Here is a 24524-nt window from a genome sequence, read left to right as displayed (position 1 = left end):
GGAAAAGTGAAGCCATGAATTCTGAAGTGAATTTATTGGTTTTGGATCAATCTGCCTCTAATACGGCTTATGCAGAAGGGAGCTCTAGTCCTATAATTGAGGAAAACATGAGCTACATCAACCAGCTTTTTGAAAGTTATCCTCAATCTTTGAAAGCGGTTAACCAGTCTGGTAACTCATTGGAAGCTTATCAGGAAATTGAAATAGCAGAAAATGAAGTCACACTGAATCTGGAAAGGATAATCAAAGAAAATCAATCTTCAGAAAAATTATTGCTATTAAGCGATTTCCAGAAATCTGTCATCGACAATAATACTTCCACTTTTTCTGACTCTTCAAAGGGTTTTGTTTTGATGCCGCCCTATCAACAGAAACCCAACAATATCTGGGTTGATTCTCTATGGGTAGTACAAATGGACGATGGCTCAGGAAATGAAGAATTAAAAGTGCAAATCAGCTCTTTGGGAGAGTCTGGAGATATCAATATTGCATTAGAAAATGACGAACAATTAATTGGTACTCAGCAATTATTTTTGGAGAATAAGGGAAAGAAAACTGTGAGCTTCCCGATCAAAAGATTCTCATCAGATATGAGTTCATCCTTTCGCATCCAATTGGAAGCAGGCGATTTAGATTTTGACAATACGTTCTACTTTAGTCTACCGGAAAGGAGTAAACTGAAAATATTATTACTGGCTGAAAGCAAAAGCAATACTTTATTAAGTACAGTATTTGAAAATGATGAGTTGTTCACTTTCCGCAGTGAATCATTGAATAATTTTGCCTTTCAGGATCTGGATGAATATGATTTGGTAATAGTTGAACTTGGAAATCAACTCAATAATTTTGCTTCTGGAGCATTGAAAACCTATGCTGCAAAGGGCAATAATTTAGTGGTCATTCCTAAAACAAATTTTGACCAATATATATTCTTGGAAGATTTAGGCTTTTCAAATGTCTCCAATATTTCTCGCCAGGATAAAACCCCCGTGAGGCTTCAAAGTCCTGATTTGCAAAACCCATTTTTCAGAAATGTATTTAATAATATGAATGAAGCTATCAGCATGCCAGAAGCTGCATTGTATTTAAAATGGAATTCAGGTCAAAAAATACTGTCTTTTATCAATGGCTATCCCTTTTTAGGCTTAACCGGAATCAATGAGAATATCTTTCTATTTGCTTCACCTTTTGATCAGTCTTACACTAATTTCACACAACACGGAATTTTCTTGCCTGTTTTTTATAAAATTGCTTTTAGTGGCAAAAAAGAAAATCAAACTCAATATTTCTTCTTAAATCAGGATGTAATAGAATTATCTAAATCAGATATACCAGAAGGCACAGTGGTGAAATTGCAACAAGGAGAACAAGAATTAGTGCCAGACCAAAGAATAAGTGGCAATGAAATGCGCTTAATCTTGCCACAGGAAGATATAAAATCTGGATTTTACAGTATAATCAACACAAAAACAGAAGAAAAATTGGGAGTATTAGCCTTAAACATCCCCAAAAAAGAAAGTGAAACAGGCTATTATACTACTGCTGAATTGCAATCTCTTTTTCAAGATCAAGAAAATGTTGTAATTTTAGATGGATATGATTTTTCATCGATCAAAGATTATATTGATGAAACCAAAAACGGTTTTCCTTTGTGGAAATATTTCTTAGTATTAGCTTTGCTGAGTTTATTAGCTGAAGTTTTAATCATCCGCTTGCTCAAATAGATATGCGAACTTACATCAAGGCTGTCAAAATTATTAATCCCGCCTCTCAGTGGCACAATCAGTCCGTTAATTTATTGGTGGATGATGGTGTAATTACAGAAATCAATCCTTCCGGAAAAATCGATACCGATATCGTTATTGAGGAAAAAGAACTATATGCCTCGGCTTCTTGGCTGGATATGCGCGTTTTTTCTGGTGAACCTGGCGAGGAATACAGAGAAGATTTTGAAAGCTTGGCGAATGTTTTGGAAGCCGGTGGATTTGGAAGTGCTTTATTAATGCCCAATACAAATCCTGTAATTCAAAATAAGGCTGATATTAAAACGGTGATGTCCAGAAATACTGGACAAGTAGCTCAAATTTTACCTTCTGCAGCCGTAACGATCAATTGCGATGGCGAGAATTTGAACGAAATGCTAGATGTTTACCATGCAGGTGCTATTGCTTTCACAGATGGTGCACAACCATTATGGAATAGTGATATTTTAGTAAAGTCATTGCAGTACCTTCAAAAATTTGATGGCTTACTGATGACTATGCCTCAAGATCATAAGTTGGCGCTTTTCGGGCAAATGAACGAAGGCATAGTAAGTACTGGCTTAGGCATGAAAGGAATCCCGCATTTAGCAGAAGAAATTATTATCCAACGAGATTTAGAATTATTGAAATATGCTGGCGGAAAACTGCACTTTAGCTGTATCAGCAGTGCTAAAAGTGTAGAAATGATCCGGAAAGCAAAAGCAGAAGGCTTAAATGTGACTTGCGATGTGAACATCCATCATTTAATCCTAGATGATGAAAATTTGGAAACCTTTGACACTCACTATAAAGTTTTACCGCCTTTAAGAACTCAAAAAGACATTGAAGCTTTAATTTCCGGAGTGAATGACGGCACTATTGATGTAATCGTTTCTTCGCATCAACCTTTCGATCAGGATCATAAAAAAATGGAATTCGACTTGGCAGAATTTGGCATTATGGGTGCTCAAATTATGTATCCTATGTATCATAAATTCCTTGCCAACAAAATTGAGCTTTCCACATTTATCAGTTGCATAGAAGCTAATCCTAAGAAAATATTAAATCAACCACAGGCTAAAATAGAAAAAGGTGCTCTGGCCGATTTTACATTGTTTTCCAATGATATGGAATGGGATTTCACCCCTGAGAGCAATTTTTCTAAAAGTGATAATTCTCCATTTATGGGTCAAAGCTTTTCGGCTAAGGCAATCGGGGTTTTTAAAAATAAGCACCAATATTTAGATTCAAAATTTACAAATTCCTGATATGAATTTATTAGTAAAAAGCCCTTTAAGGTTCAGCTTGATTGCTACAGTTTTTGTGATCCTGATGTTTTTCATCTTGATTTTATTAGATAAAAACCCAGTGATCTATTCCAGTAATATCATTTTTATTGGTCCGCTTTTGAGTTTGTTTTTATTCTTTGCTGTAAAACTGTTTCGTGATACCAATCCTGATGGATTGAGATTTTGGCAAGGCTTTTCCATTGGCATTTTATATACCTTATTTTTTACCCTATTTTATTCTATTGTCCTTTGGTCAGATGCAGTTTTATTTGCAACAGATCATTTTGATGAGTATAGAGCCATGATAATTGAAAAAATCATAGCCGGAAAAGATATGTTAGTGGACAAAATGGGTGAGGAAGGTTATCAGGAGTATCTGAAGTCTGGTGAATCATCTAATGCCAGAATAATTGGCAGCTTGGCAGTCAATAATGTGATTATTGGTGCATTAGTTACGCCTTTAGTTTCCCTTTTCATGAGAACCAGTGAACCCAAAAGAGTATGAAGTATAATATAAGCATTGTTATACCGGTTTTCAATGAAGAGGAATCATTGCCTGAATTAACCCAATGGATTAATCGAGTGATGGCTATTCATCCATTATTAAGCTATGAAATATTAATGATTGATGATGGAAGTTCAGATGATTCATGGGAAATCATAGAAGAGCTTTCACAACAACATATTCAGCTTAAAGGAATTAAATTTTCTAGAAATTACGGGAAATCAGCAGCCCTTCATACTGGTTTCAAACATGCAATGGGAGAAGTGGTAATCACAATGGATGCCGACATGCAGGACAGCCCAGATGAAATCCCAGGGCTATACGATATGGTAGTTAAAGAAGGCTATGATATTGTTTCCGGCTGGAAAAAGAAAAGGCACGACCCGATCAGCAAAACTATTCCTTCTAAATTTTTCAATTTTGTAACCCGTAAAATATCGGGCATCAAATTGCATGATTTTAATTGTGGATTGAAAGCTTATCGCAGTAAAGTGGTTAAAAACATAGAGGTTTATGGCGAAATGCACCGCTATATCCCGGTTATTGCCAAATGGAATGGCTTTAGAAAAATAGGCGAAAAAGTAGTGCAGCACAGAGCTAGAAAATATGGAGAGACCAAATACGGCTTAGAGCGATTTCTATACGGTTTTCTTGATCTCTTATCCATCACTTTTGTTTCAAAATTCAAGAAAAGCCCTATGCATTTCTTTGGTGCTTTTGGGACTTTATCCTTTATAGCAGGATTTTTCATTACCATTTATATTATAGGTAGAAAATTCTATGAAATTCACAATCAATTGCCTGTAAGAGAAATTACGGATCAACCGCTGTTCTTTTTGGCTTTAGTGGCTTTAATTGTTGGGGTGCAGTTATTCTTGGCTGGATTTATTGGGGAAATGATCACCATGAATTCACCAAAGAAAATAGATTACATAATTGAGGAAGAAACAGGTTTCTGATGCGATTTTATTCCGTAGTTATCCCCATTTACAATCGCCCTGATGAGATTAAAGAGCTGCTGGAGAGCTTGACCAAGCAAACTTACACCAATTTTGAGGTCATTATAGTGGAAGATGGTTCTAAAATTAAATGTGCAGACATTTGCAATTCTTTCAAGGACAAGCTCAATCTTCAATATTTCTATAAAGAAAATTCAGGACAAGGCTTCAGTAGAAATTTCGGCTTTGAAAAAGCTACGGGAGATTATTATATCGTTTTTGATTCCGATTGCATCATTCCAAAAGACTATTTCGAAACAGTTGATGATTTCTTAAATGAAAATCCACTTGATGCCTTTGGAGGACCTGATGCTGCTTTGGATAGTTTTACCATTGTGCAAAAAGCTATTAGCTATTCCATGACTTCTTTCTTTACCACAGGTGGAATCAGAGGCGGCAATAAGCAATTAGAGAAATTCCGACCTAGGAGTTTCAATATGGGGATTTCAAGAGCAGTATATGAAAAAACTGGAGGCTATAACATCACCCGAATGGGAGAAGACATTGAATTTAGTATAAGAATAGAAAAAGCTGGATTCAAAACCGGATTGATTCCTGATGCAAGGGTTTATCATAAAAGAAGAACCAAACTCGATCAATTCTATAAGCAATTATTTTTCTTTGGAAGAGGTAGAATCAACATCTTTCGATTTTATAAAAGTGAGTTGAAAGCGGTCCATCTTTTGCCAGTGGTTTTTGTGCTTGGCTTGTTCTTCTGGCTTTCTACCGCCTTATGGCAATGGGAGTTATTTCAATTGGGAGCTACTTTATTGGCGGTATATTTTATATTGATTGGAATTGATGCCTTTATGAAAACCAAAAACTTCCTAGTAGCATGGCTAAGTTTAATCACATCTTTTATTCAGCTTTTTGCTTATGGAATGGGTTTTTTAAAAGAAAGTCTTGCTTATTTGAGGCAGCCTGAGCCTGAAGGAGTGAAAACATAAGCTGGAAGCTAGCGCTAGCGATATAATTGAACCGCAATAGATACAAAAGAAAACAAAAGGACAGCCAAAGGCTGTTTTGGATTAACCAGTAAGTTTCTCTAAGATTTACGCGAAGGGCACAGAGGAAATAATCGAGATTATTTTACTCACAAGCTAGAGCGAGCTCGGAAGCCAATTTCTTTCTCGCTTGCTGCATTGATTTGTTACTCAATGGATTGAGTGAGATTTTGGGCTTGGGTGAGGGTGGTGAGTAAGATGATTATTAATGTAAAAAATATCTTCATGCTATTCTGATTTTGATGTATTTTTCCCCTCTTTTATTTTAGCATTTATGAAATCAACCATTTCGGTCACCTCCTGATCACTAGAACCATCCGTCCCAAATGTTCTCAAACTACCTGATTGATCAATAATATTAATACCACTCCCCCAATTCATAACACCCACTTCATAAATTTCTTTTATATCTGATAGCTGATACCGGTATTCAATAAATGGCAAAAATGCGTTGATTAAATTTACCTCATTTTTATCATAGGATATTTTATAGCATTTGGTGATTGTTAAAAGTCTTGCAAATAGTAAGCCTAGAATAGATATCATCATTGAAAATAAAAATTTTTCTCCCATATAAATAGGTACTGAAAAAGATGTAATTCCAGCAAAGACAGCTATGAAATTTGCTGTATTAATTGAAGAATATTGAATGTGCTTCATCACCTCATTTTAAATTTATTGGACAAGAAAATGCCTAATATAAGAACTTTCAATCTAAATCGTTTTTACACCAACCGCTGGTGCGAGCTCAATGTCGTTAAGTTAAGGATTTTATTATATCTCGGGCATCTGTTTTTACTCATACCTGACATTGCAGTTTAATTGTTTCTTAATAGAAAATTAATAAAATCCGCCAGAGGCGGTAGTAGTTTCCACTAGCCGGAGGCTAGCGGAAGGAAATTATTTTTCTATCGCCATCCTCTGGATGGTGATGGTTACTTGCGCCTCTGGCGCTGGATAATAAGAATGCAAAAGTTTCTTTGTCTCCAATTATTCAATAAATGCTTCAAGTTTTTTTTTAATAGCGATTTGTATTCATTTTTGAAGTCTCATATTGGTGTAAAAGTATTAAACTAGAGCAGTTTTTCTTAACTTAACGACATTGGGTGCGAGCTTCCCAGCTCGTACCTTATTCCCCCACCAAAAATTTCAATCCCTTAAATCTTTCTTTATTTTTGACGTTATTGTTTTAAATCCATAGCCTTATGAAAAAAGTCATTATTGTTGTTGCGGTTATAGTACTGCTAATAGCTCTTACTTTTGTCTACTTTTTTTACCTCCAGCCCATTAAGAAAAACAACCCTTTAATGGCTGTCCCGCCTAATGCCAGCATGATTTTTCAACTAGAAAACCCCTTTGAGGAATGGAATGAAATCACTGATAATAAAATCTGGAATTATTTAAAAACCAATCCCTATTTTGAAGATATTGGCCAGGAAATGGACAGCTTGACGGTTGATATGCAAGGCAATTCAAGCTTGTGGGAATTGGTAATGGATCGTCCTATGGTGATGTCTGTCCATAAAACCAGACCGAAAGACTATGATTTCCTTTATGTGATCGATTTACAGCGCGCAACTCAATTCGATTTTATCAAAAACTACATTAATGATTTTAGTGATGATATTGAGAAAGTATATACCAGAACTTACAAAGAACAGGAAATCCTTGAAATCAAATTTATTGACTCCCCCACCACTTATTACTTGTTTATCTATGACAATCTATTAAGCGTTTCTTCTACTCATATTCTTGTTGAGCAATCTATTGATCAATTGAAAAAGCCCATTTTAATTCGGGATTTTGATTTTATTGATATCACAAAAGCCTTGGGCTCAAATGATATTAATATGTACATCAATTACTCCGCATTTTCTGATTATTTGAAAATATGGATGGATGATCCTGAAGATGAAAGCTCAGATATTTTCAGCATTTTAAAATATAGTGGGATGTCATTAGAAGCTACTGATAAAGTATTTTCAGTTGAGGGATATACGAATGTTAAAAAAGACCAACCAAATTTGCTTACCGCTTTAATGAATTCAGGTGAGGGGGAGATTGGCGTGGGTACCATTGTGCCAGATAATGCTTCCTATTTTATGAGTTTGGGTTTTGATGATGCAAAAGAATTCTATGAGCAAATGGAGGAAGTCTTAAAAAATAGTGAAGACGGTGAATCCTATATGGAAAGCAAACAAAAAATTGAAGACTATCTTGATATTTCCATAGCAGATGATTTTCTAAGCTGGATCGATAATGAAATAGCTTTGATTCAGCTTAACTCCAATAGTGATAAAAATAAAGTGGAATTGGCTGTCGCTATAAAACATACTGATTTTGAAGATACTCAAGAAAGATTGGGCTACATAGAACAACAAATCAGAAAGAAAACACCAGTTAAATTTAAAGGGATTAGATATAAAGGTTATGACATTCAGTTTCTTTCCATCAAAGGATTTTTTAAGCTTATGTTTGGAAAGGCTTTTGAAGGAATTGACAAACCCTATTATACCATTTTGGATGATTATGTGGTCTTCAGTAATTCCCCTCGAACTTTGGGCAAAATTATTTCATCAGTAGAAGAAAAAAGTACTTTAGATCATACCAAAGAGTATGCTGTTTTCATGGAGAATTTCGATTATGAATCCAGTTTATTCATTTACCTCAGTGCAAATGAACTTTTGAGCGATGCTGAAAGAATACTAGATGCAGCATCATGGAAAGAATTAAAGCCACATCAGCCTTACTTTAAAAGTTTCCCGATGATTGGGATGCAAATTAAAGCAGATGGGGATTTGCTCAGTCATCAAATTCAACTGAATTATTTAAACCATGAGCAAATAAGCAATTGGAATGATTTAGTAAAAGAAAGCGAATTTAAAGAAGATGAAGTAACCGATTCCACCGAAACGGAAGATGAAGATTTAATTTCAATAGAGAATATTTTACCCGAAGATCTGAACAGCAACACTTTTATTGAATATTATGAAAATGAACAAGTCAAATTTGAAGTTTCCCTTAAAGATGGTTTAAAACATGGCAGATATTTTCAATATGATAGCCTCGGTAATATGGTGGTAAAAGGTCGCTATAGGAATGATGAAAAATCAGGAACATGGAGGTTTTATAATGAAGATGGTGATTTAATTAGAAAAGAAAGGTTTTGATTTTAGAACAATCTAAGCACTCACCATTACGTTAGGGGGCTTAAGCTTATTGAGTACACGCATGCATTAACAGTAAATTACTTAGTATTTCAAACATAAATACTAGAGTTATTTTTTATACACTTACTCTTCAAATTATTACTGAATTTTATTAAAAGCTGAAAATTTTTACTGCCCTAGATTTTAAAGGCTATTTAACGACTGGCATCCCTTTCATCTTAATGTATTTCTAATAATTGAATCCAAAAGCCCAAAGAGGAATAACATTGCGGTAACCATATTCAATATCATCCTTTACCAAAAAGGATTTGCCATCTTTTTCAATTTGATTTTGTTGTTTATTTTTTCCTCCAACTTCAAACGTATAATCATCAATAACAAAATCAGCTTTTCTTGAAGATGTTACTTCATTTTCTACTCGCATTTGATTGAAAAAGAATGTTTCTCGCAAATTTCCAATATTTGATTTATCTCGAACCAAGTTGAAAATGACATTTGTATTATCTAAATACACCTTATCAACTTTTCCTAGTCCACGAATACCCGTTGTTTCATTGCGTAACTGCGCAATAAGTCCAGCTTTTTCCATATATGAAAAATAATCATCTAAGGAATTCCGACTTACACCAATCATTGCTGATAATTTAGAAAAATTGGGTTTAAAAGGCACACTTTCAGCAATAATTGAAAGCAAGCGCTTAAGTTTTCGACCTGTTCCTACATTTAGATTTGCGTATTGCGGAATATCGGATTCTAATGTTTGTACAATGATTTGACCCAAACGTAAATCCATTTCATCTTCAATTCCAAAAGGATAATACCCACGTTTTAAATAGTCATTAAATAAGGGTAAGGGGTGTTGAATATTTTCAAGTTTTACCTCATTATTAACGATTTGTTCTAATGAATAAGCTTCTAATTCATAATTATGATAGAATTTCAAATATTCACGAAAAGAGAGCCCTTGCAATTTGTAAATTATTGCTCTACGACTTAAATCCGATGATCCTTTAAGTATGTCAAGCACAGAAGAACCCGTAAAAACAATTTTCAAAGTTGGAAATGAATCATAAATATTTTTTAATTCTCTAGACCAGTCATTGTATTTATGTATTTCATCAATAAACAAGTGCTCTCCTGCATTTTTATAAAAATCATCGGCTAAGTCAAAGAGTCTGTTTTCACTGAAATACATATCATCGGCTGATACATATAATGCTTTTTTGCTATCTAAATTTTCCTTGATTTGCTGTAAAATCATGGTGGTTTTCCCGACCCCACGAGGACCAATAATTCCAAGCATTCTGCTATCCCACGAGACATTCTCATATAAATAACGCTTAAAATCTGAGGTAGTGTTTTGTAATAGCGTCTCAAATTTCTGATATAGTGTTCTCATGATAATGTACTTCTTTACACAAAGATACAAAATGCACAACTCATTAAGCAATTTTAATTAAAAATGTTCAATAAGATGTGCGAAATACTTCTTTACGACTTGTGTTTTGATTGGGATAAGAACTGCAGGGCGGGAAATTTAAATAGTAAATTTTTGATTTTGTGAAATCTAAATCAATATTTTTTCAGCAATCTGCCTTTTCGATAAAAAAACCTATCCATTAATAACAACATAATCCGCCCGATTGGCTTCCAACCACTCCCTTGACTGTTGCAGTGCTGCTTCATAATCATCTGTATCCAAATCTCCTGTGGCTTCATCTACGGGGATGGGGAAATTTTGGATAATGGGGGCTATGATTTCCAATATTCTGTAGGCGCAGGTGATTTTTTGATTGCTGTCCGGGTCTGGTGAGGAGCAGTTTTGCTTATCATTGAATACCTGCTCTACCAAAACATCCACGGCTGCTTTTTGGCGGGTGAAAGCTAAAAAAATATCCGAGCCCTCGTCTGTAAGCACTCCACAATTTGAGAACACTTTTACATCATATTCTGTATCCACGTCCAGGTCAAAAAGCACTTGGGTTTCTATGTTGGTAACATAACTCGTCCATTCTTCTGTGGTGCCAGATTCTCTAATACGTGTCTTTTACCAATTGGTAATCTGGATTTTGGGTCAGCCATCCTCTCAGCCTTACCAAAGCAGTTTCATAATCATCCACTTCAAGTTCACCATATTCATCTGTTGGTAGTGGGAAGTTCTCAATGGCGGGTGCAACATACTCCATGATGCGGTAGCCACATAATATGTTCGCATTGCTATCTGGGTTGGCGGAGCTGCAATTGGCTTCATCGCTGAAAATCAGTTCTTTCAAAAAATTAAAGATTTCTATTGAACGTGTATAAACCAACACCGGCACGATATCATAGACAAATGCATCATTGATTTGGGCATTCTGTATTTTATTGAGCACTGCAGTGGTAGCTTGCTCATCTCCTCTTCTGGCTAAGGCTAAATTTAAATTAAAGCTTTCCCAGCCATCTGTTACTTGAACCTGAGCCTGCTTTAATGATTCAATAGCTGCTTCATTAGGCATATAACCGACCAAGCGTGCATATTGGGCTAAGTGCGGAATATTTGCTTTGAGCCTGTTGATGATCCTTAATTGTTGGTTAGTGGTGAAATCTGTATTTTGAAAACCAGTAAGTGCATTGATGGCTTTCACCATGATACCTGCATCCTTATCCTCTAGCGCTTTAATTTGTTGGCTAATGGCTTGTTGCCTTATTGCAATTTCAGGATGGTTCTGGCCTATACGTTTGCTAATATTATAAGCTCTTGTTCTTATCACTGCATTTGAATCATTTTGGTAGGTAACCAAAGCGGTTAACAGCTCATTTGCATGCGCTTGTTCAGTTAAAATGTTTTGTGGGACGGGTTCGTAGCTTCCTGCTCTCACTTCTTGCATGTAGCTATTCAGTTGGTCAAGGCTTGATTGAGCTATGCTTGATTGAATAGTGAATAGGAATAAGAATACAGTGTAAATAATTTTCATGAAATCCTGGGGTTTAAATAGAGCATAATTAAATAATGGATGCCTCAAGTTAATTATAAACAAGCCACCATGCAGAGCATGGCGGGAACTGGAGGGGATCGAGGTTGGAGGAAATCCACTCCTTATTTTCAGCGAGTTAAATCGCTCTTATAATTTAGTAAATAATAAACAGTTAAAATAAAAAATAAAATACTTAGAACTAAGAGAAAAATAAGGAATAAATTATTGAAATTCGCATTAAATATTTCTTTGTTTTGTGATTTTATAGAGATCACTTGATTTTTTATATAGCAAATCTCTAAAGAATCTGACATCTTAACTTTTTTTAGAATATTTTCAAATTCTTTCTTTTTCACAAAACTTTGAACGAATTGTCTACCCTCCAATGATATCTTTAGGTCATATTTTCTTACACCTCCTGACCTATTCATATAACTAGACTTAGAGATATTCGTGACTTCACCAGATAAGCAATCAACATCTGATCCACGGGTCATATTTTCATATAATAATACAATCAGAAAAACACTTGAAAAAAAAGAAAAAATTAATAATTTAAAACTTCTCAAGTATCTTACTCTATCAAAAAAATTACGGACTTTACTCATTCCTCAGTATTTAATCTTTCATCCAGATTATTAATAAAAGTATCCATTTGATCATATTCGGTTTCACTAACAAAGTTAGACATATAGTTTTTTGATGATGACCAAATATTAATCAAATTTACAGCATTCTGATAATTACCTTCTCTAAGAGAAACCATCTCGGAACCAATTGATAATATATCAAACGCAATTAAAAAATCCTCAAATCCATTATCTTTCAGATTTTCTCTCGTCTCTTCATCTAATATAACCCCTATTATATTAATATTCAATTGACCTAATGCAATGGCAAATCTTATTATATTTTTCGCAAGGACTAATTCAGCTCCTCCATAAAAAAAACTACCTATTAAAACAGCATCAGAAATTCCTTGCTCCATTTTTTCATTATCTGAATCATTTTTTAACCATAGAAAGTAAAATGCCGGAAATATATAAGTTTCACCTGCCACTGCGCCTATTTGATTAGCTGCATCCTGTGTTTCAAAAAATATCCCGACTGGTTCGAAAGGATTAAAAGTGAATTCTGTTTCACTTCCAACTTCTGTAACTGCATCTGCAAGAGCATAGCTGGACTGGGTATCGTCTGGTATATCACCAATTTCCCAATCCGTAGTACTTAATTTAAAAATTAGATCACCCCCACTGTAATATGCACTGTACTCATTTTCCTGAACCCATGTCATATCAATACTTGTCCATCGTATGATTTTCCCTTCATCAATTAATTTACTTAGCATTTCCTCGTTAGCAGGATTTGTTTCATAATATTGATAAAAAAGCTTACTTAGCTCTATAATAAACTTAGTGTAATTGTTCGGTCCAAAAAAATTGTTTACCCCTTTGTCAAGATCTGCTATTAAATCATCTTGCCTTAAGCCATCAAAAAATGTTGGTATTTGATTTTCCGGTGTAGTTGAAATTAATTTAATAACATTGAATTCTCCTCCATTTGAGGAAAACCAATTTCCAGTTAATACTCCTTCATTTAACTTTTTTAATGCTTTAATTCTATTTTCTGCTGTCAACGTCTCACAATGATGGACAGTCATCATACTTAGAACCCTAAGTGCTTCATCTGAACTTGAATTTTCTGAATTTATTATTTCAATAAAAGTATCCTTTATTATGCTTTTATTAGTGTTAAATTCAATTAAAGCCTCTTTAAAATTGTTATAGGATTCCTTAGAATTATATGCCCCTAAATCGTAAAAGAATAGATCATCGGCCCCTAAATTTTCAATTGACTCTTCAACATATTCGTCATAAATACTTTCATGAAGATTATTTATTAGAATAGAAAGCTCAATTAATTCTGACTCTGAAATGTACCCATTATCCTTCCTGAGATCATAAAAATATTTCCCAGGCCCTTCCTTGATACAATTATTATCTATATAATCTTTCCCTGCAGTTGTATAATCTATTGAAATGGATTCTAAAGAAAATTCAGCAGAAATGGTTTGCCATTCCTCTTCATTTCCTTCAATCGCTGTATAATCCTGCTGGTAGTCTCCTAAACCTATATTGATAGCACAGTTTTCCTCTTCATACTTTCCTACAATAACGGTATATATCGAATTGAGCCCAGATGAATTTTCGTCTTTATAGAAATAGTTATCTGATCCTAATTTTTTATAACCTTTAAACATCCAGTTGCCATTTCGTTTACCATATGAACTAGTAAATAAATCTGAACCTAATCTGAATCCCAAAAGCACTCCATTTACTACTAAATCGTTTAATTCATCATTATTAGTAGTTCCCGAAAATGTGGGCTGCGCATCAAAGGGTAAAGTAATTGGATAGCCTGTTGGGGTTAAATAAGTTAAAAACCCAGCTTTATTTTGAGCTTCCATCGGCTGACTGAATTGAAATTCATCAAACTCCACCCATTCAATTTCTCCTCCCATTGCACTCTCCTCCTCATCCTCAAAAAGTGTATTGACATTTTCAGGATCGTGCACCAAATCCCATTGGTGTTTGTAGAGTTTAGTGCCGTCACTATAGTCCATCAGGTTATTGGTGCTTCCCTGGCTCGCTATATAACCTTCATTACTGAAGGTATGGCGCAACCTAAAGGCCCCGTGCCCCAGTTCATGAGCTATGGTTTTGGTGAGTTCATTGGTGTTGTCACTGAAAATGAATCCATATTGCCTTTTAAACGGCATGTAACCCAATTTGCTGGAGCCTGTGCCCGACATCAGGAATACATAATAAGCATCTCTATCAATATTGTTATTACGCTTATACTCGCGTTTAAAATCATTCATGGCAGAGGAATAAGCTGAAAACGTGCTACTCCCTTCATCATCCAAGCCATCTAATGACATTTCGCTGGTGTAGTTGCCTGCCATTACTACCTCCCACTCTGCCACTGCTTGCCCGTATATACGGTTCAATTCGTTTGAAAGTGTGGAAGCCGTTGGTGCAGACACACCATTAACCGGTACTATGACTACCTTTTGTGAAAGCTTGTCATAGCTGACTACATTTAGTTCTCCCAGTATAATTTCTTCTTCCGAAGTTTCGCCCTGATCATCCTGAGTTTCTTTCAATACATAGGCCTGTACTACTTGCTCATCCTGATGGGTGGTGCCTTGTACGGTCACATTTTTGGCCAAATCTTCTGAAGCTGCGGTGATGGGCAGATTACCAGTAATAGTTTTAAAACCTATGGCATTATTAAAGCTGTCTCCGCTGCTTTGTTTGGCCAATACTTTATCGGTTCGTCCACTGGCAACTGACTTCCAAGCTAACCAGTAATCGTTATCCCTGACCTGTGTTTGGGTATAGTAGCTGGAAAGGGTTTCTAAGGATTTGGCATCAAATCCGTATTGCTGCTGATCGCTTTTCTCAAAGTTTACGATAAAGTCAACATTAGCATCAGATGGTAGTGTATTTGGGTTGGATGGTCCACCAGTATTCTGTCCCTGACTTACATTTCCATCCGGCCCTACCACCCAGGTATCGCCATTGCTATCTTCTATTACGATATCCCCATCATCATTTTCATCTACTCCTTCTTCATCTGGGTCTATGGTGGTGGTTTCACCATCTTCGGTTGTTACAGTTATCACCCCTGTCTCATCATCTACATCCACATCTGAGATTACCTCATCAACTTCTATATCGGTATCCGGTGTTTCTTCTGTTCCATCTTCTGCAGTATCAGCATTTCCTTCGTCCAGTTCATCTCCTCCACCTAAGCCTACAATAAAAGGGCCTGCAGGGTTTAAGGTGGTTTCTACAAATCCACCTATTAGTTTTTTATCGGTGTTTACTTCAATATTTACTAAATCTGCCTTAACGCCCGCTAAATTAAATAGTGGTACTTCTATTGCGCCCTTTCCATTATAGGGACCTGAACCGCTTAATTCTGTAATGCGAACCTTAAAGCCAAGTGCCTCAATTTTATCGCCTACTTGTAAGTTGGCAATAGGCTCTCTGTTAGTGATAGCTGGGTTATCAGGATCAACTCCACACTCAAAATTACTTTCGCTGGCAGCCAGCGTTCTTACTGCTAAAACATCTGAGCCTTCGCCTGTAAGTACTCCACATTTTGAGAATACTTGTACTTCATATTCGGTATCCGTTTCCAAGTCAAAAAGTACTTGCGTTTCTATGTTGGTAGCATAACTGGTCCATTCGGTGGTGCCGGATTCCCTAACTTTCACTACATAGCCGGAATGGTTCCAATCCCCTGTCCAGTCTGCCTTAATGCGGTCGGGGCCTAATGCTTCAATCCCCAATCCTGTAATAGGCAAACATTCATCACCATACTGAAAGCTCTCTACCACGCTTTTCCCATCATTTTTAAATAAGTCGCGCCCAATATTGCTAACTGCCTGCACCTGCCAAGCATAGCTTCTCCCGGGAATCAATTGGATATCTGCAGGGCCATAAAAATAGCTGTTTAAATTTGTCCTTTGTTCAAAAATAGGATTTGAAGTTCTTACTACTTCAAATGGATTTCTATCTGCTGGCCATATTTCCCATAGTCTGAATATATATTCTGTCTCGAATGCACTGTTCGGGGATGCCGTATGTCGGGGTGTCCATTGAAACTGGACTTGCTGTGGTTCTTGAATCCTTAATTTATCTTCATAAGGGAGGTTTAATAAAGGAGGGTCGTTCTGAACAATCCATGCCACTGATCTCCCTAGATTACTTACTACATTCCCTCTTTGGTAATCCAACACTTCCACCGTAAAGGTATAAAAGCCTTCTGGCAGCTGTTGTGAATTAGAGAAAGTACTTGGATTAATGCCGCTAATCTCTAAGTTGTTGGGGTTTAAATAAGCACCAAGTTTATCATATGGCACTTGTGTTGGGATACCGGCATTGAGATACATACCCGTTGGCCGGAAACTAGGCTTCGTTCTTAAGCGAACGGTCTGGCTTTCAATAGTAATCCGTAGCCTTACACGGTAATCAGATTTGGTAAAATCACGCAATGTTAAGGTAATCGGCCATTTATTTAATGAGGCATTGGCATAATCAGATAGATAAATGGAATTGGGCGGTGTCAACTGACTATTGACCTGCACAGGGGCTGATGTGCCTTGTGCTGAAACTTCAGCCTTTGCCATGAATAGTAAAAAACCTAAAATTACAAGGCTGCAGCTTTTCACTTTTCTTACGATATGTTGCAATGTGTACATCAAAATTGATAAGTATAGGTTAAAGTGCCATTTAATTGCGTTGATTTATTCGTACTGCCATCATCTTGCGGTGTATTTCGGGCTAAAAAGGCATTGGTAAAGCTAATATTATGCTTTTCCTTATACTGATAAGCTGCGCTTAAACGACAATTGAATACAGTATTGGTTAAATCACTTTGTGAATAGCTATTATTAAAAGCACTGGTAAGGCTGAGCCTTAGTTTCTTTTCAAACATAGATTTATTCACTGAAAGCACTGGCCCAAGCGTAGTATTATTGATCTCTCCGGCTTCCTGCCAGCTGGCATTAATAGAAGTGAAAATATTCAGCCCTAATTCCTTCCATTGATTGCTGAAACCTATATTGCTATTATAAAACTTAGAACCTGTTGGCTGTTCCTCGCCCGACTGTTCATCGCTTGATTGCTGCACTGACAAATTCAGATTTAATGATTGAACCCGGCTTTCATCTGCCTTGAGGATGTAATTACTACTCGCATTAATTGATTGGGAAATTTGGGTGAAGTTCAATGTATCAATTGGTCGAAGCGGATCAATATTGTTGATGTCCTCAAATTGCGATCTGATAACTGTATAGGTCTGGAAGTTTGAATAAGAAGCACTCACATTCAGTTTTTTGGAAACTGTCCAATTAGAATTGATTGCACCTATCCAGCGTGTCATTTGATTAATTTTGGCATCATTAAGGTTATCCCTTTGAAGCCCGACATTGGTACTGATGCTCAATTTACTTTTAAATAATTGCGTTCCTCCGTTAACCGTAATGTTTTCAAGGTCATTATTGAAAAAATAAGCACCATGGGTCTTATATCCAGGATCTACTCTTTCATATCCTAACCCTATATTATAGCCATTTCCACCATAATTCACACCAGTTTTAAATGCCTGATGATAAGCAGTGGAAAGTCTATGTTCAAATAAAGCGCCACCAGAAGGAAATGGCTGAAAAGTTCCTCTCTCTACTCCTTCAGATCGGATATCACGAGAAATAGCTGAATTTGCATATTCAAAATTTAAAGCTACTCTTTTAAATAAGGTCGTACTTCCACCAATACCCAACACTAAGTTTTCTTCAGGAAATACTTCCATGCTATCCGTTAAATTGGTAGCTGTTGAGGGATCGTCTTTCGACTTGAAAAAAGTAAAATTAAGATTATATCCATTTCCTTGATAGTCGACTTTACTTCCGTAGCCAAACCTATGAAAGGCGGGTTGATTTCCAACTGCAGTATCTACTGCTATTGCTTTCTGTAATCTTCCTGCCATTGCACTTACCGACCAAGGGCCATCTGGTCGCAATTGAACACCACCACCTAAGAATAAATGACCACTTAAAGTATAAGGACTAAAACTCATGCTTGTATAGCCCGCCTGCAATGTTATCCATTCATAAGTTGGGCTAATTCCATATTGATTGAAAGGTTGGGAATAACCGAATTGCTCATTTGAAAAATTAAAGCTTAATGGAATGCTTAAGCCATAAATTGAAAAGTTAATATTTCCATTAAGGTAATAACTGTAGGGTTCTCTATTCAATTCACCTCCAAAGGCAGTATTATATAATTGAGATAGCGAAATACCACCATTTACCTTTAGTGCTTTTCCCTTTCCAATCTGGCTCAGGTCTTGTGCTTGCAGTTGAAAAGTAGCCGCTACAAACATCAATGATATGATGATATTTAGTTTAATCCTTTTCAGCATAAATTAAAAATTCTACTCTTCTATTCTTCGCTCTATTTTCTTCAGTATTGTTTTTATAAAGAGGTGCAGTAGCTCCTTTTCCTTCATAGCTCAATCTTTCAGCAGCTATTCCAATGCTTTCCAGATAATCTCGAACACCTTTTGCACGCTCTTCCGAAATTTTTTGATTGGCGTCTTCTGTCCCTATGTTATCGGTATGACCGGTCACTTTTAGTTTTAAAGCAGGATTAGCCTCCATCATCACGGCAATATCATCCAGATAGGATTTGGCCTCATCATTCAAATTGGTTTCATTAAACCCGTAATTGAAGTTTTTTCTAAGTTCGAATGAGAAATCTCGGCTTACTGAAGTTTGGTATTCCTTTTCTATGACCTTTACTGGCTGATCTTGGAAATTATCATCCTCAAATTCTCTGGAACTTCCAATAGCATATTCATCATTAGCCACCTCTTTTTGTTTAGTGATAGGCAATCGTTTAAATATGCTCACTGAAAACTCAGTGCTAGCCATCTGCGCAGCATTTTCTAAATGCAAGTCCACTGCAAAGCCTAGTGAAAAATTCTTTTGGGCTATTTGTGTTCCTAAGCTAATACGATCCCCAGAAAAATAGCGAGCAAAAATATCCAACTTACCTGCTGTAAAAGGATCGAAAGGGCTAGTATCTTCAAATCGATAAGACCATCTTGATCCTGCTCCCCAAAAAATTTCATTCAAGCTTTTAGTCCCTACAGCTTCTGCATAAAAAGCATGGCGATTTAAATTGAAAAATTGGTATCCACCTAAAGCTGTATATTGAATTGGGATTTGATCATCTTCACTAATAAAACTTCGAACCGGTTGATTAAGATTAAAAACTGAAAAGCCTAAATAATTTCTTCGATAACCCTCTTGATCATTATCGTACCACATTAATCCGGTTGCAGCTGAAAAATAAGTGAGCTGTTGTCTTTGGAATTCTTCCCCCAAGTCAGCAGTTTCATCAAATCCTTGATTATTCATCCATTGGCTTCCTGTTGTGAAGTTGGCAGCATTAAAGCCTGATTGATTAGCACTCAGCTCCACGCCCATTGCCAAAAAATTATTGGGAATTATCTCCAAATTATAAGCAAATCCAGGCTTTATGCTATAAAAGGTATAAGGAATACCCTCCGAAACTTTATCACTTTGAGCCACCAAACTAAATCCTCCCCACCGCTTTCCAGCTGTTTGATTGATTAGAGCATACTGAAATTGCAGTTGGGTACTGTTGATGCTCATTCCATTATTATAGCGTTGAATTCTATAAAGCGCATTAGCACCAATCAAATTTTCAGAAGCGGAAGCTGCAGGATTCAGTGCTATTTCACCAACACCGTAATTGGAAAATTGTGCATTTTGAGCATAAAGTGAGCTACTTATTAGAGCACAAAATATCAGTGCTAATCCAACTGCTTTGGAAAAGCAATTGCTCAAGTAATTCTCTAAATAAATAGGATTCTTTTCGTAAACTTTCTCCATCCGCTATCTCATTAAATTAATTACCCCTGATTGTTGTCCGTTAAAACTTAAAGGACGCTCATCAAAGTATTCCCCTTTTATGCTCCAAACATAGACTCCGGATTCCACTGGGTTACCATTATATTTTCCATCCCAGCCTTCTCCATAGGCTTCCTCCACAGAATTGGTACTGTACAATAATTTTCCTCCCCTGGTGAATACCTTGAATTCAATTTGTTTTATCCCAGCTCCATAGACTTTGAAAAAATCATTTTGACCATCATTATTGGGCGTGAAGAGATTAGGTATAAATAATTGATTTTCTACAAAAACGGTCATCTGTTCTTCGGATATACAACCTAATGAATCTAGGACCTCGACAGTATAAGTGGTGGTGCGAGTAGGACTTGCAACTGGATTGGAAATGGTAGCATCGGACAGCCCTCTTTCCGGCTTCCATTGATAAAAGCTTCCTCCAGAAGCTAGCAACTGAATGGCATCTCCTGCTCCAATAGTGGTATCAGCCGTAAGTGTAATCTCAGGAGGCAATTGAACGCTAACCGTAACCTCTGCAGTATCCGCTTTGCAATTTCCTGCCCAAGCAATTAATTGATAGGTTGTGGTTTCTGATGGATTCGCTATTGGATTTGCCACATTCGGATCATCTAAGGTTTCAGCCGGGCTCCATTCATAATTATAAGGAAAATTGCTGCCATCAGTTGTAGGTGCCCCACCCAACTCAGTAACTTCATCCAAGCAAATGGTTCTATCTTCACCAGCATCTAAAATCAAGGGTTGATCCAAAGCCACAAAAACTGAATCCATATAAACACACCCTTCTTCATTCTGTACTTCAAGGAAAAACCATGTATCTTCTTCAGGATTCGCAAAAGGATTTGCACTAGAGGCATCGGATAAGAAAGCAGCCGGGCTCCATTCAAAAGTCCAATTTTCATTAATTCCCTCAGGATTTAATTGTATTTCGGCTTCTTCACAGATCAAAATGGAATCCCCTGCATCAAAAACAGGCAGTGGAATGTTGGTGACTTGAATAGTATCGCTAAAAACACATGAGGTAGCATTCCATTGCTCTGCCCACCAAGTTTGGTTTTGATTGACCTCAAAATTCAAGATAGCTGTAGTGTCTAACAACTGCTCGCCTAAATTATTAAACCAATTGATAGAATCTGCAGGATTATCAATTTCAAGTTGAACTATATTTCCTTCACAAATTTGCTGGTCTGGACCTAAAGAAAATTCTGGTAAATTATTTTTAATTACTCTAATGCTATCACTATTGAAACAAGAATTAGTATCCTGTACCTCCACCCATATCAAGTCTGATTGTGTAACTTGAAAACTAATTTCAATTTGATCAGACGCTATTAGTCCATCATTTTCTGAATACCAATCAATGGATTGATAATTTTCATCAATTGAAATAGTCGTCATTTCTCCTTCGCATACATTTATAGTATCTGCTAGATTGAGAGTAGGCAAATCATTTACCGTGACCAAAAGAGTATCGAGGTTTACACAATTGGTGGTGTTAAAATACTCTGAAATTATAGTGGTGGAATTTTGATGTAATAATTGAATAGAATTTTCATGGGCTTCTAGAAGTGTTCCGTCCATATACCAATTCACACTGTCGGGACTTCCATCTAAACTAATGCTAACAGAATCTCCAATACAAATAGATTTGTCTTCACCCAATGAAAATTGCGGTAAATCAACGGCATTTACTATGATAGAATCAGCATAAGTACAACCATTAAAGGCATAAGCTGTAGCGATTAAAGTATCCGTTTGAAACACCTCATAGTTCAGAAACCAATCCTCTTCTTCTAATATCCCTTGCTGTAAGGATTCCCATTCTACCTTGGAAAAACCAGAGGAAGTTTCCAATAAGATGCTTTCATAAATACAAAGGGTCGTATCATTTCCTAAATCAAATACGGGCAGGTCTTTTTTAATCAACCTCAAGGTATCTGCATTGACACAACCAAATGAATCTTCTACAGATACAAAAATGGAGTCATCTGCTGTTACGGGTATTCCGATGCTATTCACATTGGTATCAATCAAGCCATTGTTTGCGCTTCTCCAATTGATATTTGCCCAAGTACCATCAATGGATATTTCAGCGATCTCACCTTCGCACACTCTTTTTTCTGATACTAACCCAATAGTTGGCAAAGGATTTATCGTCACAGATACAGTATCTGTACCAGAACATCCTTTCTCATTTACTTTGGTGATTAATAAAGTATCACTCTCATTAAAAAGATAATCTATGCCCTGCATATTGGAGGCAATCAAACCCAATTGATAGGATTCCCATCGGATTGAATCGTAATTATTGGGTAAAGTATAGCTCAAGCTGTCCCCATAGCACAAAGAAAAGTTTTGATTTGCTATTTTATTGGGAAGTTCATTAGTAAAAAGTAAAACGGTATCCTTTCCAATACAGCCTTCAGCATTGATGAGCTCTGCAATAATCGTGTCATTATCAAACAATCCAATTTCAATAAACTCGCTATTTGATCTAATTAATCCTTCATCTTTTCTATACCAATTGACTTTATTAAAATCAGTGGATACTTCCAGTAAAATATTTGACCCATAGCAAGCTGAAGTATCAGCTGGAAGCATACTTACAGGAAGTGGGATTACTTCTACATTTACTGTATCATAAACAATACAGCCCAAAGGCTTTTCCACTTCTACAATGATAGTGTCATTAGTTGGAAAACTTGATGAAAAATCATTTCCTCCATTTTGAAGCAATCCATCATTTTTCGAATACCAATTGACTACATCTGAGGCAGTTCCAGCAGACAAATGAACCGCATCCTCAAAACAAATTTGTTGATCTGGCCCTAAGTCAGGTGAATCGCAAATGATAAAACTTTCTTTAGCAGAAAATGCTGAACTCTTCCCCCCTGCATCAATTGCCCTTACTTTCCAAAAGTATTCACCCTCATCTAAATTTTGGAGGTAATATTGATTGTGAGTTGATAAAGATACTTCAGCCATTAAGGGATCAACCCCATTATTAAGGCTAAGTGGACTTATTAGATCATAATTGCCTGTGGAACTACCTAAAGTGAGAGCATATTTGATTTCATTGTAAGAACTCAAATCATCAGTTGACTTATCCCATGAAAAATTTACTTCATTAGCAGAAACAATGCTTGCTGGGTTTGCAGGAATCGAAGGGCTTGCATTTGTGGAAGCAGTATTGTTTTCTGATAAATAATTAATAATTGCATTATCAGGATCAACATCAGAATAGCCGCTTACATACAAGTCGTTCTTACTATCATTATTAAAGTCAACAATATTGATACTGCCACTGGATGCACCAGTTAATACTTCTCCATTTAATGTGAAAATTCCTGAACCATCATTATCATAAATTTGAGTAGTATAATTTCCCGAGTTGTTCAAACCACTTACCGCAAAATCCTTGTCTACATCATTATCTAGATCAAGCATATCGATAGATGCATTCGACTCTACATCTATTACATTATTGATTTCAGTATAATTCGATCCATCTTGTTTATACCATTTTTTAACTGAATTAAATGAACCATCTATGCCAAAAAACACAAAATCAGTCAGCCCATCCCCAGTAAAATCCTTAGCCATTATATCGCTAATTAAGATATTGGAAATAGGTGAGAAAATCTTTTCTGTTAGGCTAGCATCTTTATTGATTAAGTAGATATGAGTTTCAAACTGGGCATTGGAATTTTCCCCTGAAGTTAGAAAATCCATAATCCCATCATTATTGAAATCAGCCGCCACTAAACTTCCTACGGCTATATCAGGAAGTGCATAATCTGTACTTTCAGTAAAAGATAAATCATCTTGAATCCATACGGATTGTTCAATGGTATTGCTTTCATTATACCCACTGATAATCAAATCCAATTGACCATCTAAATTTATATCCAAGGATAAAATTCTGGCTCTGTAATACTGGCCAATGACATCATTAAGAATTGTAAACCCTGTTCCATCATTGATCAGCAGATAGTTTTTAATATTCTCTGAATCATCTCTACCCGTATAGAAAATATCAAGCTGATTATCATCATTAAAATCATGAATGCTAAAATTCGAATTTTTTAAAGCCCCAATTGGCAAACCTGAAGCTGAAAAAGTAGCGTCCTGATTATTGGAATACAATTCAAATATTATTCCACCGGAATTATCAGTACCGAGAATCAGAACATCCTTAAATCCATCATTATTAAAGTCAGCCCATTCTATCTGGCTATTTCCTATTGCAGGAAGTCCTGTAGAAGCTACTTCATTAAAGTTCTGGGCATTTACTATAACTGAGGTCAATGATAGTATTAGGAAAAATATAAAGCTTTT

At 36.1% G+C, this 24524-nt stretch carries 14 protein-coding genes; 6 read left to right on the top strand and 8 right to left on the bottom strand.

Annotated elements, in window-relative coordinates:
• Window positions 1–14 precede the first annotated feature (14 nt).
• The 5 genes from FTRAC_RS15045 to FTRAC_RS15025 are packed head-to-tail and all read left to right on the top strand — an operon-like array spanning window position 15 to window position 5481.
• Window positions 15–1724, top strand: a complete 1710-nt coding sequence (locus FTRAC_RS15045) for a hypothetical protein (protein ID WP_245545979.1) — start codon at window positions 15–17, stop codon at window positions 1722–1724.
• A 2-nt stretch (window positions 1725–1726) separates the two neighbouring features.
• Window positions 1727–3010 carry a dihydroorotase gene (locus FTRAC_RS15040; RefSeq protein WP_013455129.1) on the top strand — a complete coding sequence of 428 codons (1284 nt, stop codon included), beginning with the start codon at window positions 1727–1729 and terminating at the stop codon, window positions 3008–3010.
• A gap of 1 nt (window position 3011) precedes the next feature.
• Window positions 3012–3536 (top strand): DUF4199 domain-containing protein, encoded by a 525-nt coding sequence (locus FTRAC_RS15035; RefSeq protein WP_013455128.1) that lies wholly within the window; start codon window positions 3012–3014, stop codon window positions 3534–3536.
• Window positions 3533–4495, top strand: a complete 963-nt coding sequence (locus FTRAC_RS15030; protein ID WP_013455127.1) for a glycosyltransferase family 2 protein — start codon at window positions 3533–3535, stop codon at window positions 4493–4495. The genes FTRAC_RS15035 and FTRAC_RS15030 overlap by 4 nt, the downstream gene beginning before the upstream one ends.
• Window positions 4495–5481: a glycosyltransferase gene (locus FTRAC_RS15025; protein WP_013455126.1), complete on the top strand. Its 987-nt coding sequence runs from the start codon at window positions 4495–4497 to the stop codon at window positions 5479–5481. The genes FTRAC_RS15030 and FTRAC_RS15025 overlap by 1 nt, the downstream gene beginning before the upstream one ends.
• A 285-nt stretch (window positions 5482–5766) precedes the next feature.
• Here the strand turns inward: FTRAC_RS15025 and FTRAC_RS15020 are convergent, their stop codons facing one another.
• Window positions 5767–6198 carry a hypothetical protein gene (locus FTRAC_RS15020; protein WP_013455125.1) on the bottom strand — a complete coding sequence of 144 codons (432 nt, stop codon included), beginning with the start codon at window positions 6196–6198 and terminating at the stop codon, window positions 5767–5769.
• 545 nt (window positions 6199–6743) lie between these two features.
• Between FTRAC_RS15020 and FTRAC_RS15015 the strand changes: the two genes are divergently transcribed.
• Window positions 6744–8708 (top strand): DUF3352 domain-containing protein, encoded by a 1965-nt coding sequence (locus tag FTRAC_RS15015; protein ID WP_013455124.1) that lies wholly within the window; start codon window positions 6744–6746, stop codon window positions 8706–8708.
• A gap of 229 nt (window positions 8709–8937) precedes the next feature.
• Here FTRAC_RS15015 and FTRAC_RS15010 read toward each other — a convergent pair whose 3' ends face one another.
• The 7 genes from FTRAC_RS15010 to FTRAC_RS14975 form a co-directional block, all read right to left on the bottom strand.
• Window positions 8938–10107 carry an ATP-binding protein gene (locus FTRAC_RS15010; RefSeq protein WP_013455123.1) on the bottom strand — a complete coding sequence of 390 codons (1170 nt, stop codon included), beginning with the start codon at window positions 10105–10107 and terminating at the stop codon, window positions 8938–8940.
• Window positions 10108–10320: 213 nt separating this feature from the next.
• On the bottom strand, window positions 10321–10686 hold the full coding sequence (locus FTRAC_RS15005) for a hypothetical protein (RefSeq protein ID WP_013455122.1): 366 nt from the start codon (window positions 10684–10686) through the stop codon (window positions 10321–10323).
• 55 nt (window positions 10687–10741) lie between these two features.
• The gene (locus tag FTRAC_RS19420) at window positions 10742–11662 is read right to left on the bottom strand and encodes a hypothetical protein (RefSeq protein ID WP_013455121.1); all 921 of its coding nucleotides are present in this window, start codon (window positions 11660–11662) and stop codon (window positions 10742–10744) included.
• A gap of 604 nt (window positions 11663–12266) precedes the next feature.
• Window positions 12267–16862, bottom strand: coding sequence for a fibronectin type III domain-containing protein (locus tag FTRAC_RS14990; protein WP_148230093.1), 4596 nt, complete (start codon window positions 16860–16862; stop codon window positions 12267–12269).
• 71 nt (window positions 16863–16933) lie between these two features.
• The gene (locus tag FTRAC_RS14985) at window positions 16934–18655 is read right to left on the bottom strand and encodes a hypothetical protein (protein WP_013455118.1); all 1722 of its coding nucleotides are present in this window, start codon (window positions 18653–18655) and stop codon (window positions 16934–16936) included.
• Window positions 18639–20153, bottom strand: a complete 1515-nt coding sequence (locus tag FTRAC_RS19415) for a PorP/SprF family type IX secretion system membrane protein (RefSeq protein WP_013455117.1) — start codon at window positions 20151–20153, stop codon at window positions 18639–18641. Before FTRAC_RS19415 ends, FTRAC_RS14985 begins: the two co-directional genes overlap by 17 nt.
• 3 nt (window positions 20154–20156) lie before the next feature.
• Window positions 20157–24494: an FG-GAP-like repeat-containing protein gene (locus FTRAC_RS14975; RefSeq protein WP_185094412.1), complete on the bottom strand. Its 4338-nt coding sequence runs from the start codon at window positions 24492–24494 to the stop codon at window positions 20157–20159.
• Window positions 24495–24524: the final 30 nt, after the last annotated feature.

Source organism: Marivirga tractuosa DSM 4126 (genome assembly GCF_000183425.1).
Taxonomy (GTDB): Bacteria; Bacteroidota; Bacteroidia; order Cytophagales; family Cyclobacteriaceae; genus Marivirga; species Marivirga tractuosa.
The sequence above is the reverse complement of the archived record's forward strand: the minus strand, read 5'-3'. Positions and strand labels throughout refer to the sequence as shown.